The 14,129-nt window shown below is 49.6% G+C and carries 12 protein-coding genes; 5 read left to right on the plus strand and 7 right to left on the minus strand.

Going from position 1 to position 14,129, the window contains the following annotated elements; translation table 11 throughout:
• The first annotated feature begins 85 nt into the window (after nt 1-85).
• Nucleotides 86-235: a hypothetical protein gene (locus tag ABF86_RS12535; RefSeq protein ID WP_204987564.1), complete on the plus strand. Its 150-nt coding sequence runs from the start codon at nt 86-88 to the stop codon at nt 233-235.
• Nucleotides 236-403: 168 nt separating this feature from the next.
• On the opposite strand, the gene ABF86_RS04905 is transcribed toward ABF86_RS12535, so the two are convergent.
• On the minus strand, nt 404-1,963 hold the full coding sequence (locus ABF86_RS04905; RefSeq protein ID WP_074684600.1) for a bifunctional ADP-dependent NAD(P)H-hydrate dehydratase/NAD(P)H-hydrate epimerase: 1,560 nt from the start codon (nt 1,961-1,963) through the stop codon (nt 404-406).
• 30 nt (nt 1,964-1,993) lie between these two features.
• Entirely contained in the window at nt 1,994-2,428 is a 435-nt protein-coding gene (locus ABF86_RS04910) for a GFA family protein (protein WP_074456031.1), read from the minus strand.
• Nucleotides 2,429-2,708: 280 nt separating this feature from the next.
• Between ABF86_RS04910 and ABF86_RS04915 the strand changes: the two genes are divergently transcribed.
• Both ABF86_RS04915 and ABF86_RS04920 read left to right on the plus strand, forming a co-directional pair.
• On the plus strand, nt 2,709-2,849 hold the full coding sequence (locus ABF86_RS04915) for a hypothetical protein (RefSeq protein WP_240142226.1): 141 nt from the start codon (nt 2,709-2,711) through the stop codon (nt 2,847-2,849).
• Nucleotides 2,850-2,991: 142 nt separating this feature from the next.
• Nucleotides 2,992-3,225: a type II toxin-antitoxin system PemK/MazF family toxin gene (locus ABF86_RS04920; protein WP_240142235.1), complete on the plus strand. Its 234-nt coding sequence runs from the start codon at nt 2,992-2,994 to the stop codon at nt 3,223-3,225.
• Nucleotides 3,226-3,326: 101 nt separating this feature from the next.
• On the opposite strand, the gene ABF86_RS12780 is transcribed toward ABF86_RS04920, so the two are convergent.
• Both ABF86_RS12780 and ABF86_RS04930 read right to left on the minus strand, forming a co-directional pair.
• Nucleotides 3,327-3,539, minus strand: a complete 213-nt coding sequence (locus tag ABF86_RS12780; RefSeq protein WP_074456032.1) for a GDCCVxC domain-containing (seleno)protein — start codon at nt 3,537-3,539, stop codon at nt 3,327-3,329.
• A gap of 26 nt (nt 3,540-3,565) precedes the next feature.
• Nucleotides 3,566-5,134, minus strand: a complete 1,569-nt coding sequence (locus ABF86_RS04930) for a cytochrome C (protein ID WP_160803485.1) — start codon at nt 5,132-5,134, stop codon at nt 3,566-3,568.
• A 241-nt stretch (nt 5,135-5,375) separates the two neighbouring features.
• Here ABF86_RS04930 and purL point away from each other — a divergent pair, with 241 nt between their 5' ends.
• Together purL and ABF86_RS04940 are read left to right on the plus strand one after the other, a co-directional pair.
• Nucleotides 5,376-9,278 carry a phosphoribosylformylglycinamidine synthase gene (gene purL, locus ABF86_RS04935; RefSeq protein ID WP_160803486.1) on the plus strand — a complete coding sequence of 1,301 codons (3,903 nt, stop codon included), beginning with the start codon at nt 5,376-5,378 and terminating at the stop codon, nt 9,276-9,278.
• Nucleotides 9,279-9,333: 55 nt separating this feature from the next.
• The gene (locus tag ABF86_RS04940) at nt 9,334-10,602 is read left to right on the plus strand and encodes a ChaN family lipoprotein (RefSeq protein WP_240142227.1); all 1,269 of its coding nucleotides are present in this window, start codon (nt 9,334-9,336) and stop codon (nt 10,600-10,602) included.
• Nucleotides 10,603-10,610: 8 nt separating this feature from the next.
• On the opposite strand, the gene ABF86_RS04945 is transcribed toward ABF86_RS04940, so the two are convergent.
• From ABF86_RS04945 to ABF86_RS04955, 3 genes are read right to left on the minus strand one after another with little or no spacing between them, the layout of a single operon-like run.
• Nucleotides 10,611-11,978, minus strand: coding sequence for a sigma 54-interacting transcriptional regulator (locus tag ABF86_RS04945; RefSeq protein ID WP_011633271.1), 1,368 nt, complete (start codon nt 11,976-11,978; stop codon nt 10,611-10,613).
• Nucleotides 11,979-11,994: 16 nt separating this feature from the next.
• Entirely contained in the window at nt 11,995-12,534 is a 540-nt protein-coding gene (locus ABF86_RS04950) for a hypothetical protein (protein WP_011633270.1), read from the minus strand.
• Nucleotides 12,531-14,030, minus strand: a complete 1,500-nt coding sequence (locus ABF86_RS04955) for a HAMP domain-containing sensor histidine kinase (protein ID WP_074456195.1) — start codon at nt 14,028-14,030, stop codon at nt 12,531-12,533. The genes ABF86_RS04950 and ABF86_RS04955 overlap by 4 nt, the downstream gene beginning before the upstream one ends.
• Between the last annotated feature and the right edge of the window lie 99 nt (nt 14,031-14,129).

A 14,129-nucleotide genomic window follows, 5' to 3' on the forward strand; every position in this document is an offset into this window, starting at 1 on the left:
CTGACACAAGCCGGCTCCGCGATCATCAAAACTACTTCCGATTGTCGTTCGCCAAATCTGGTTGATATCCGACACAAACTGTAAAGTGTCTTTCACGAAATTTTCAAGCACCACCATGCGTTGTTGTGTGCGGGATACTGATCTCAAAGTGTTTCAGGCACGTTACTGCCATGCTGTTTCACTATCTATCAATAAGCACGATCGGCAGAGCCTAACCGGGGAATCCAATGGGTAAAATGCGACAAAGGCTGCCGCCAGTTTGACGGCACTTTACCACAGCGGCATGTAGCGGTTCAATAATTCCAGCCGGATAGATTACTGCTCTGGTTCGGCAGTTGTCAGATCCGCATGATGCTGGTGGATATCTGGCTTTTCAGTACTGCTGGGCTTGATTGTCCGTATTTCATTGGTTGTTTGGTTTGAACTGCCCGCCAAACCGGGCATATCGGTACCCGGAGGTTTTCTGATCGATCCAGCAATTCAGCAGGTGGCGGGCAGTGGGAATAATTTCCGATGCCGTCATGCCGACAGGGCCATGTTGCTGTTCCAGCAGTGTATCCGCTGCTGCGCCGTGCAAGTGAACGGCCAATAACAGAGTATTTTCCGGAGGTAATGCTTGCACCAGCAATGCACCCAGAAAACCTGAAAGGACATCACCAGTACCAGCAGTGCTTAAACCAGGGTTGCCACTGGTATTGAAATGGCAATGTCCGTCCGGAAAAGCGCAAATGCTGCCCGCCCCTTTCAGGACGATGATGCAATTAAACTGTCGGGCAAGGGTTTGAGCGGCCTCCAGCCGATTGTGTTGTATTTCAACAGTGGTTGTATTCAGCAAACGGGCTGCTTCTGCCGGGTGGGGTGTGAGTATGGCGGGTGCTTCGCGTACCTTGATGGCATTGCTGAGCTCTGTATGGCAGGCAATCAAGTTGAGTGCATCAGCATCCAGCACTAATGGCAGGCTGGTTTGCAGCGCTTGTTCCAGATAAATGCACGCAGCGATTTCTCCCCCCAAGCCGGGACCAATTAACAGAGCATCCAGAAAATCTGGCTCAAAAAAGCCGGAAGGGGGACGCAACATCAACTCAGGTTGGGTCAGATCAACTACCGGTGCATCCTCCTGCGTCAGCAGCCCCAGATAAACTCGTCCCGCTCCCAGATTGAGTGCAGCACGCCCGGCCAGCAGAACCGCACCAATCATGCCGCCGGCTCCGCCCAGAATTCCGAGTCTACCGTAAGTACCTTTATGGCTGTTTGCCTGTCGGAGAGGCGGCAATCTCGAGGCAATACTCGCTCGATCCAACAGCCAGTTCCGTGGAGAAAGCAGTGTGGTGGTGTCCAGCTCCAGATTGCACACAATGATTTCGCCGCAATGATCGCAGCCGTCATGCGTCAGCAAGCCTGGCTTGAGGGCGATGAAAGTAACCGTAATCGCTGCCCTAACCGCAACCTCCGACACACGACCGGAATCGCTCAGTAAACCACTGGGAATATCGAGCGCCAGTATCGGGAGATTCAGATGATTGATTTGCCCGATGAGTTGCTGGTACCTTTCCTCCAGCGGGCGTGCTTCGTTCAGGCCGATACCAAACAAGCCGTCTATCACGGCATCCCATTGGCCATTAGCCGGAATCTCCCGATGGATCATTTCACCGATGGATTGCCATTGTTCCAGCGCTTGTCTGGCATCCCGCGACAGCCGTGCGGATTCTCCGGTAAACACCAGCGTTACCTGTTTTCCCCAGCCATGCAAATGGCGCGCAGCCACCAACGCATCCCCGCCATTGTTACCCGGTCCGGCCAGAATCAATATCCGATGATTGTTCCCTGTCAGCAATCGGGCTTGGGCAATTTCTGCTGCCGCCAACCCTGCCTTCTCCATCAATGGCGGCGGATTGGGTACGGATAGCACTAGCGATTCAATCTCGCGAATTTCAGCAGTGGTATAGATGGGCGTGGTATTCATTTGATCGCAAGATTATTCGTGAAGATTATGTTATTCCTCTACATTTTCACCTGATCCGCCCATCTCCTTTGGCAGGTCTTTCATTTTTGGCAAGCCGTCCCTGACGTGCAATACCGTTTCCTGGTAGTGCACATGAACTTCGGGTGTATAAGGCAATTCCGGTAGTAATGCTGCATAAACGTCGATGAGTCCCATGCCTGGATGGTCTGTAAAAAGATGGCCACCACAGGTTTGACACCATTTACGATAACTTGCTGGTGTTTTGTGATAGGTTCCGATGTTGTCAGCACCTTGTGTAATTTTAACTGCCTCGGGCTTCCACAAAGTAAACGCATTGACTGGCCCTGCAGACCAGTGCCGGCACGATTCACAATGACAATAACCCATAGCAGCGGGTTCTCCAGTAACTGTGAATTGAACTGCTCCACAAAAGCAGTTGCCCGTATAAGATTTTTCGTTACCCATGATATACCTCCGAGGTTATTAATACCCATAGGGGCTGATTGTTTCCCTTATTCGTATCTTTATGTTTGAGAATGGCGGCAGGTTATGTATCTTGTCAAGCGCGCGTTGCTACCCTTGGCTTTGTCATTGATGATCTAGCCTTATCGTCATGGCCCAAACTTCTTTGGGCACCACCTGCATCTGTTGCTCGATTACTGTTTTACTGTTGATGGTGTAATTAATTACCTGAATCATAGAATAACCATCACGATTGACGATGAAGTATTTACTTTTTTGAACAATGTTGCGAATAACAATCGGTAGCGCCTATATCAATCAACTCTTGAAACAGGAACGCAAAAATTTCCTTCAGGCAGCTTTACGTAAAGCAAACCAGGAAGAGGCAGAAGACACGAACTACCAGGCGGAATTACAAGAATGAGGTAGTAGGCTGTCAGATGGATTAGCCAATGACTGATTTCAAACAGCTGGACATTTACTGGATTAATTTACTGGATTAATCTTGAACCGACCAAGGAGGCAGAAACAAAAAACTGAGGCCATGTGTCATTCTTCAAAGTAGCCTGGCCAATGTCCATTCCAGAACATTGATTGTTGCTCCTTTACTTCCTCAACATAAACCCTGGCCTTTTGCAGTAAATCTGGAGCCCACAGAAAAAAATGGGTTGGATAAAAATCATCATATCAATCTCAAGCAATTACGTGCAGTCGATATTTCGCGTCCCGGGAAGAAACAGGGCGTGCTTGAAAGCCAATATGCTGATCCTATCAAAGATAGCGTTAATAATTACCTTTGATTTGTGAGTTGATCGAACGAGCCAGAACAGGTGTTTCATAACTGCTCTTGGTAATGCGTATGTTGATGATTTTCGTACCGCCAGGCGAGAGCCGACAGCGGTCAAGTGCAACATGAGTGATCTTGCTGCTTTGGCGGGCATGGAAACGTACCATACGAACAAAACACACAGCAATCACCTGCCAGTGGATGTAACAATGTATGGCACAACTTGCATTCGTAGTACCACTGACAGGCATCAATTGGCATTTCCTCTGTTTCTTTATGTCCGCAATGGGGGCAGCTAATGGTGGATTGAGTGATCATATTTTTCATATACGAAACTCATAAAATAACCGACATCAGCGGGTCTTCAGAAATTCGATCAGCGCATACTTATCTTCATCCGAAAGTTCTGCTCCAAAGTAGTGCCCCTGATTTTCAGAGAGATCCGGGCAGAGATTTTTGCCAGTACTGGGATCAAGGCTTGCAAATTGAGCAATAGGAGTCCCGGCAGGAAGCGTAACGACACCAGATGGGGTTGGTAGTTGTACCTGGTCAGTCGTACGCAGGATCGAACCAGGCTCATCTCGCTTATCAGGATTCAGCAACAGATCCATTGCATCCTCGTATGCCGTGATACGACCAACCACTGATGGATCGCCGATGCTTTGGCCCAGCCTGTTATTGTGGAAAAAAGGAGCAGTTGCCCAAATGCCTACAAGAGGCATGTCACGGTAAAAACCTGGTCCGCCGGTCGGCCGTTCCTTATATTGATCTGAAGAAAACGCGGCCCAGATATGGCCACCCATCCAGTTAGTCGTGCGGGCACGGCAGCTATTCGTACCAATCTCGGCGAAAGGATGAACCAGATCATCAGAGAGAACATTTCGCCTTAACGAACGATTCCCATCGGAATGGCATGATTCGCATGCCTGAGAAAAGACTTTCTGACCCTTCCTTACAACTTTCCAATCGATATAATGTGCGCCTTTCGGGGCACGCACCAAGCGTGGAGCATGTGGCGTTTGCAGAAACGCACAGAGCTTGTCTACCGACTCTTCTGCTTGCAGGAGCTCTGGGCAGATCTGTCTGCATTCTGCAAGGTTAATGGGCGTTTGACTCCCGCCAGGTCCGTTGGCAAGATGCCCAACCATGCATTCTGCAGCGCACATACCAATGTTGAAATAAACTCGGAGCGCTGCCTGCTCACAGCCGATATCATCTTCTCCTCCCTGTCCGTTACGATGAACGCGAGCAGGCTCACCATCAGCGGTCACATCAAAGAATGGGCGATTGGGTAGTGACCAGATCGGCGTAATCATTCCCGGATTATTAATATGATCATTTTCCAGTAAAGTAGTATCTACAGTGCCGGGAGCCCAGCTGGAAAAGATTTGATAGCGAGGATCATGCGGCGAAAGATGGCTCTTAAAAAGCTTGTCGATCCGCAGATACTGATTTCCGACAGTAGGATGAATGTTTCTTTCTTGTGGATTATTTGGATTTGAAGGAGGATGAACGGGATCAAATCCGGCATGACAAGCGGCACAGGTGATCCCTATAAGCGGTGAGCCGCCTGAGGGGTTTGGAAATTTGCGCACTCCTATGACACCGGCGGACTCAGGATCTGCACATCGATCGAAATAGCCCGTTGACGCATCACCCGGGGTGCAATCCGGATCATTAATAACTCCGTACTCATCAAACCGACTATCCCGTGGCCAGGTTAACATATGATCAAAGCCAATCTGGAAATTGAAGGGAGCATTAGGCAAGATAAGACTAAAAAAGCGCTCTCCTCCAAAAGTACTATTGAACCAGATATTGCGCCCTTCTGCAGCATCCCTTTTATTTCCTGCAAAACATACTGCGGTTGTGAGTAACACCATAACAACATACAACATACCGGCGGGTAGTATTTTTCTCATGCTGTCCTCCTTCCTAAAAGCAAGTATTACATCTGGGGAATATGTAAAAAATGACAGCTGGAAATAACTAAGTCAAGTCCTAAGAAGGTGTTCCGAATTTTGTATAAACGGAGAAACTGCAACTATTATTGATCCATGCGATCAGTTTCTGGTTTTTCCCAACCTAATCATCCAGACAATAATCTGGCTGTAGGTTACTCGTGTAAAATCATGTCTTTTCATTTAACTGGCTACATTCCTGATGTTGCAATTTCATGGGCGCAATGCGCTTTCTCCTTTTCGTCTGGAACGCTTGCTTCATTCAATTCAGTCAATCGTACCGGAAATTTCCGGTATTACTGCCAACTACCACTATTTCTGTGAGGTTCAGCGTGATTTGACGCCGGAAGAAATCGATCGGCTACGACAGTTGCTCAATGTTGAGGGGGCAGCAGCGCCGCTTTCCCTGGGCAGCAAACTGTTGCTGGTTGTACCTCGTCCTGGCACGATTTCACCCTGGTCATCCAAGGCCACTGATATCGCGCATTGTTGCAGTCTGGATAAAATCGAGCGACTGGAACGCGGCATTGTTTTCGCGTTTCGTTGCCAGACAACACTACCGCCGGAGCAGATGTTGCAAATCGAGGCGTATATTCATGACCGCATGACTGAAGTGGTACTGCATTCGCTGCCTGAAGCTGCGATCCTGTTTCAGCATTCCACACCAGGCACATTGGCTGAAGTTGATCTGATTGGCCAGGGAAGTGATGCGCTGCTGCAGGCAAACCGGGAAATGGGACTGGCGCTGTCACCCGATGAAATTGATTATCTGCTGGATTATTTTATCCGCATTCGGCGCAACCCTACCGATGTCGAATTGATGATGTTTGCACAGGCCAATTCGGAACATTGTCGCCACAAGATTTTCAATGCGAGCTGGGTAATCGATGGCATGCAGCAACCCCATTCGCTGTTTGACATGATCCGGCATACGCATCAGCGCCACCCTGAACATACCATTGTTGCCTATGCAGATAACGCTGCCATTCTGGAAGGAAAAACTGTTGAGCGGTTTTACCCCAGTCAAGGCAATTCGTACAGGCACGAACCGGAACTGACCCATTGGTTGATTAAGGTGGAGACGCACAATCATCCGACGGCCATCTCACCTTTTCCAGGTGCGGCAACCGGCGTGGGAGGCGAGATTCGCGATGAAGGTGCAACCGGATCCGGCGCGAAACCCAAGGCCGGCCTGACCGGATTCAGCGTATCCAACCTGCGCATTCCTGAGGCCATCCAACCCTGGGAGACTGATAATTATGGCAAACCAGGGCATATTGCCTCTGCGCTTGACATTATGTTGACTGCTCCGATTGGTGGTGCGGCATTCAGTAACGAATTTGGCCGTCCCAATCTGGCAGGTTATTTCCGTACCTATGAAGTAGAAGTCAACGGTCAGGTACGCGGCTATCACAAACCTATTATGCTGGCGGGCGGCATCGGCCAGATTTCCGCATTGCACACTGCCAAAGCACCTTTTCCGCCAAGCACCTTGCTGATCCACCTGGGAGGGCCGGGCATGGCTATCGGGTTGGGTGGTGGTGCGGCATCCAGTATGGATGCCGGCACCAATGAGGAAGCGCTTGATTTCAACTCGGTGCAGCGGGGTAATGCCGAAATGCAGCGGCGTGCGCAGGAGGTGATTGATCGCTGCTGGCAATTGGCACGCAGCGGGCAACCCAATCCGATTCTGGCCATTCACGATGTGGGTGCTGGCGGGCTTTCCAATGCCCTGCCCGAGCTAGTGTATGGTGCAGCACGTGGCGGCTGGTTTGATCTGCGTGCGGTTCCCTCTGACGAACCGGGCATGTCGCCCCTGCAGATCTGGTGTAATGAAGCGCAGGAACGTTATGTGCTTGCCATTCATCCGCAATCCCTGCCTTTGTTCCAGGCAATTTGCGAACGCGAGCGCTGCCCGTTCGCTGTTGTCGGTGAAGCACTGACAGAGCCGCAACTGATTGTGGCCGATGAACATTCGGCCACTCATCCGGCGGATATTCCTTTATCCGTACTGCTGGGCAAACCACCCAAAATGGTGCGCAATGTAAAACGTATCCACCCTGCCCCTACTCCTCTGGACAAAACCGGTATACGCCTGCAGGAAGCGGTCAGTCGCGTTCTGCGCCTGCCAGCCGTGGCGAACAAATCCTTTCTGATTACGATTGGCGATCGCACAGTTGGCGGCCAGACGGCGCGCGATCAGATGGTTGGCCCATGGCAAGTGCCGGTAGCCGATGTCGCGGTTACTACCTCGGGCTTTCAGACGTATCTGGGCGAAGCATTCGCGCTAGGTGAACGCACGCCGCTGGCTGTGATCGATGCAGCCAGTTCAGCACGTATGGCGGTAGGGGAAGCAATTACCAATCTGGCTGCTGCCGCGATTGCCAGCCTTGGAACCGTCCGATTATCTGCAAACTGGATGGCCGCGGCGGGACACCCGGGTGAGGATGCCGCATTGTATGACGCCGTACATGCCGTAGCAATGGAATTGTGTCCCACACTGGGAATCAGTATCCCGGTAGGCAAGGATTCATTGTCGATGAAAACCAGTTGGCATGATTCACAACAAAAAGAAGTAATTGCACCGCTTTCATTGATTATTTCGGCATTTGCCAAAGTCTCCGATGCACGCAAGACACTCACGCCGCAACTGCGGCTAGATAAAGGTGAAACTGAGCTGATTTTGCTTGATCTGGGTAATGGCAAAAATCGGCTTGGTGGATCGGCTCTGGCGCAGGTTTACGGACAATCAGGGGATCGTGCACCTGATCTGGAGAGTCCGGAAACACTCAAAGCTTTTTTTGATGCCGTGCAAACGCTCAATGAACAAGGTTTGCTGCTGGCCTACCATGATCGCTCTGATGGCGGGCTGTTTGTCGCACTCTGTGAAATGGCATTTGCCGGACATTGCGGCGTCAGCATCGCGCTGGATGCACTGATCTCCAGATCAGTTGATGTTGTAGACACACAAGTGCTGTCAACTTTGTTTAGCGAGGAACTGGGCGCCATTATCCAGATCGAAACCCGGCATCATGCTACAGTGATGACTATTCTGGCAGGGGCAGGATTGGGACAAGCCAGCTACCTGATCGGCCACCCGAACCGACAGGATGACATCCATCTGATGTATGACGGCAAGGTGATCTTTCAGGAAAAACGTGTGGCGTTACAACGTATCTGGTCGGAAACCAGCTTTCAGATGCAAAAACTGCGCGATCATCCCGGATGTGCGCAACAGGAATTTGATCGACTGCTGGATACAGATGATCCGGGACTGCATGTTCACCTGACGTTTTCACTGGATAAAGCTGCTTCTGTACCAGGCATCCTTGCCAGCCGTCCCGCAGTTGCTATTCTGCGCGAACAGGGAGTTAACGGCCAGGTAGAAATGGCGGCTGCTTTTGACCGTGCTGGATTCGATACCGTAGATGTCCACATGAGCGACATTTTGTCCGGGCGGGTGAAACTGGCCGAATTCAAGGGCTTGGTTGCCGGAGGCGGATTCTCTTACGGTGACGTGCTGGGTGCAGGCCGGGGATGGGCACAATCCATTTTGTTCAACGCGCGGGCGCGGGATGAATTTGCCGCTTTCTTTGTTCGCACTGATACCTTTGCGCTGGGCGTATGCAACGGTTGTCAGATGATGAGCCACCTGCAGGCTATCATTCCCGGAACCGCTCATTGGCCTCGTTTCGAGCGCAACCGTTCCGAGCAGTTCGAAGCACGTTTTGTCATGGCTAAAATCGGGAACAGCCCTTCTCTGTTTTTTGACGGCATGGCAGGTAGCCGCTTGCCCATCACCGTTGCGCATGGTGAAGGGTTGGCGGTATTCCGCGATAATGGGCAATTGCTCACGGCGCAACCCTACATTGCACTACAGTTTGTCAACAACCGCGGCGAGCTTACAGAAACCTACCCGCTTAATCCCAATGGCTCTCCTGCAGGCATTACCGGCATGACTTCAACTGATGGCCGGGTAACTATTTTGATGCCGCATCCGGAAAGAATATTCCGCACTGTGCAGCATTCGTGGCACCCTGACGATTGGCCGGAAGATGCCCCCTGGATGAAAATGTTCAGGAATGCCCGCAAATGGGTGGATTGAGAATACTTCTAATATATTGATGTTACACAAACACTTAAAAATACATAACAAAACAATGATTGATTTAAAGTCTGCTCGGCAATTTGTCATACCCGGTTTATTGTTGCTAGGAGGAATGGTGAATGTTTCTGATCTTGCCGCCCAAACTGCTTCGGAGAAAAAAATAGTTTCTACCAGTAAGCAGATCACACCGGACAAATGTGTTCCGGTTGCAAGCTGGATAATCCCCGGTAAAGGGGAAACAACACTGTCCAGCGTGCTGACGTCAGTAAAGGACAAATCCGTGGTATTACTGGGCGAGATGCACGCTAATCCTGAACATCATCGCTGGCAACTGCAAATGTTGGCTACCTTGTACGCTGCACGTCCGGACATGGTAATCGGCTTTGAGATGTTTCCACGCCGGGTGCAGAAAATTCTGGATCAATGGGTGGCGGGAGAGCTGACAGAGTCCGAATTTCTGGCTCGATCTGAATGGCAATCGGTTTGGAATACGGATGCCAATCTGTACCTGCCGCTGTTCCACTTTGCGCGGATGAACCGCATTCCAATGCGCGCCCTTAACATTGATATTGCACTGAGACGGGCTGTCACCTCCAAGGGATTCGATGGTGTACCGGAAAAAGATCGGGAAGGCGTCACGCGACCAGCACCTCCCACACCGGAATATCTGGAATTTCTGCTGCCCATTTATGTACAGCATGATCGCCCCGCTCATAAATCTACTGGAAAAGCTCAAAAACCAAACGTTTATGATCCCGATTTTTTGCGCTTTGTTGTCAGTCAGCAGTTATGGGATCGCGCGATGGCACAGGAAATCCATATGACGCTCAGCAGTTATGACAAGAACAAAAATCCGCTGGTGGTGGGCATTATGGGCTCCGGTCATATCCTGAAAGGCTTTGGTGTACCTCACCAGCTAGAAGATCTCGGTGTGAAAAAAATTGCTGCATTGTTGCCATGGGATACCAACCGATCCTGCAAGCCACTGGTTGAAGGTTATGCTGATGCAGTATTTGGCCTGATGCCGTTTACATCGGTATCCGCCGCTCCATTACAGCAGCGTTTGGGCATCGGCTTTGAGTTCAGCAAGAAAACCGGGGGGGCTCTCGTGCTACAAGTCGAAAAACGGAGTATCGCCGAATCTGCCGGATTACAGGCCGGAGACGTAATTCTTGAAATGGCTGGCAATACCCCTCAGGAAAGCAGTGATGTGATTGCTGCGGTTAAACGTCAGGCACCGGGTACCTGGTTGCCCCTGAAAGTGTTGCGGGAAGGTGTCATCATTGAAATCATTGCGAAATTCCCGCCTTTAGTGAAATAAACGGGAAATCAGACCTTTTCCTGCAAGGACTTATAGAGTGTGAAATCCAACTGGTGTCGTTGCAGCAGTTTGTAAAACTCGGTGCGGTTGCGCTTGGCCAGCCTGGCCGCCTGGGTTACATTTCCGGCAGTTATTTTCAGCACCTTGACGAGATAATCTCTTTCAAACTGTTTGCGGGCTTCCTCAAACGAGATCATCTGCTCTTCATCCTTGTGCATGGCATCGCGGATCAGTTCGCTGGAGATGAGAGGAACCGCACTCATGACGATACTTTGTTCGATAACATTCATCAGCTGGCGGATATTGCCTGGCCAGGAAGATGCCAGCAGAAAACTGATTGCTTCCGGAGAAAAGCCATTGATATCCTTTTGGTGCTTCTCGGCAAATACACGCAGAAAATGATTGGCCAGCAGAGGAATGTCTTCACCACGCTGGGCAAGTGAAGGAATTGTCAAACCCACCACAAAAAGCCGGTAATACAGGTCTTCACGGAAATTTCCTGCCTGGATCTCCGATTTCAGATCTTTATGCGTAGCAGAAATGATACGTACATCAATCGGGATGCTCTGAGCTGTTCCAACCGGCCGGATAACCCTCTCCTGCAGTGCGTGTAGCAATTTTGCCTGCAACAGCAAAGGCATATCACCAATCTCGTCCAGAAACAAACTACCTCCTTCTGCCAGCTGGAACAGCCCTTTATGCTCCCGGACTGCCCCGGTAAATGCACCTTTGGCATGACCGAACAGCTCAGACTCCAGGAGTTGTTCAGGAATGGCCGCACAATTAATGGTGATGAACGGCTGCTCACAGCGTTTGGATGCTTGATGAATGGCACGAGCAAATAATTCCTTGCCGACACCGCTTTCACCAGACAGCAGCACACTGGCATTGCCTTGCGCGACGCGATCCACTTTGGCAAGCAGATCTTCCATGAGCGCACTGCGAGTAATGATCGCTTTCCGCCATGTCGGGGCAGGCACTTTGCTGGAGATTGTATCTACAGCAGGCGCCAGATCAATTGCACGCTCGACCTGGCTCAGCAGAATTTTAGGATTATATGGCTTTGTGAGATAACCAAAAATCCCGCGCTGCGTTGCCGCGACAGCATCCGGAATGGTACCGAACGCGGTCAGGATAATGACCGGAAGCGTTGGAATATGACGATGGATATGCTCGAACAATGCCATACCATCCATGCCGCTCATCTGTATGTCACTAATGACGAGATGCGGTCGTGATATGTCGAGATAATTGATGGCCGCTTCGGCACTTTCGGCGGGAACCGTTTCATATCCGGCTGCTGTCAGGCGAATGGAAAGCAGCTCAAGTAAATCCGGATCATCATCCACCAGAAGAATTTTTTTACTTTGCATCATTTAGCCAGCTAATTAATCAGAATGCACTTTTGCGCATGAAGTGTTTTTCAATATTTTTAATTGCGTTGATCTTATCTTGCAGTGTTTTTACTTCTGCCTCTGTTGTCCGTAACTTTACAGATAAACTTCGTATTTTGAAATTCGCTGCTCGCTGCTGCTTAAGTAATAATATCAGCAAGTTTTGAAAGGCGGTCGTAGCGGGAGTCGACTCGATCTGCTCCGGAGGATTTTCCATTAGATCCAGTGCAGCTCGCGTACTTTGAAAACCGGTATCGGGCAACAACAACAGTATCAATAATTTAAGTCGCTGGTGTGCATCGATGCTGTCGCGATAATGACTGTTGGCGTACTGATACTCTTCGATGAGCTCTGATTTGGATTTATCTTGTAGTGCGCTGTAGTAACGCATTAGCTCACCCAGATCATCCGGTTCCTGGATAATCCGGGTTTCCATATGTTCGGATGGCTGATGTACCGGCTGAACTAGTGTACGCATACACCCGGGAAGGGTCGTGATTAAAATCAGCCCTGCCAATAATTTACAAATTGTTTTCATGATGTGGATTCAGAACTGTTGGTGGGCAGTGTTAATCGAAAATGTGCGCCACATTTTCCGGTATCCCGAACAAGTTCGATATTTCCTCCATGTGCGACGGCATATTCCTTCGCAATCGCCAGGCCGAGGCCCGTGCCCTTGGCATGATTTTCAGGCGTATTGCGCCCCTGGTAGAACGGCTCAAATATCCGATCTCCATCAGCATTATCAACACCTGGGCCGAAATCCATAATGTCGATCTGCACCTTGTTTTCATCACACAAAGCAGTAATTTCAATGTGACCATATGCCGAAGAAAATTTGACGGCATTGGAAAGTAGGTTATCAAGCATGATGTCCAGCTTCTGTTTGTCACACTCCAGAAATAACTCCGGGCAATTCAGGTTAATTGTAAGGCTTTTGCTCAAGATGGAAAGATTTTGCGCTTGAATAACTGAATTTATCATTTTTTCCAAATTAACATTCTGTTTGGCAAGCGTAATGATCTCCGCCTGGAGCGCGCTGAAATTGAGCAAATCTTCTATACGTTTTTGCAATTGTATGCTGCTGGTATGAAGAATCCCGGCAATGAGCTGTTGTTTCCGGTTGAGATTGCCCGTCACCCCCTCAGCCAAAAGATCAGCGCCTTCCCGAATCGCTGTCAGGGGTGTTTTCAGCTCATGGGAAATATGGCGAAAGAACTGTATTTTCTGGTTCTCCAGCTTGAGCAGGCGCTGTCGCAGCCAGTCCAAACGTTCCCCAATGTAGGTGAGGTTTTGCGGCCCGTTGACACGGATTGGTCGGGAAAGATTACCACGCCCCATTTGAGCAATTGCTTCATCAATCTGGCGGACGGGACGAGCAATAAATACGGAAAAAACCAGTGCCAGAAAAATAACCAGTGGAACCAGAATCAGTAACTCCCATTCAACCAGTGAGCGGGTTTGTGTGGCAATCTCACTTACATTACCGACACTTTGCCCGATCATACGAAAACTGTTGGTTGAAAATTCCTGGGCAAGGTCAAGCAAAGAAGCGAAACGTTCAAGCAGATACTGTAAATCCTGCGGGTGTTCTTTCAGATCCAGTATTTCCCGAAAAATTCCAGTTTCCAGTAGCCGCAGCTTTTCCAGTGGAAGCTGTTGTTCCGGATACGTGGAAATAATGGAGAGGTGATTGGTAATATTTTCAAACTTGGTGTGCGCAATGAAATAGCCTTCTAGCAGAGTTGCATCATCCAGCACCAGCGCATGTTGCACACTACGCTCCATCGCCATGATTTCACCAATAATAACCCCGGTACCATTGGTAATCTGGGTGGCTTGATAAACATTGTATCGGCTTTGTTCGGATAGCTGATCAATACGTATGGCACTGTATATCAGCGCACTGATCAGAGGCAAGCCGACAATTGAAAATCCAAGCAGGATTAGAGCCAGAAATGATTTCGGTTTATATCTGGATCTGTTTTTCCGGTGTATTCGCTCGGAAGATGAAACATCTGTAGAAATTTTCATATATCAGGTTTACCTTTCGTGCGACCTGGGCGAAAATACCTGAGTAGAAAGATTATGGCCATTTTCACGCATTGATTCTCTGCACAGCAATTTTTCCCC

The organism is Nitrosomonas sp. GH22, assembly GCF_009833115.1.
Classification (GTDB): domain Bacteria; phylum Pseudomonadota; class Gammaproteobacteria; order Burkholderiales; family Nitrosomonadaceae; genus Nitrosomonas; species Nitrosomonas eutropha.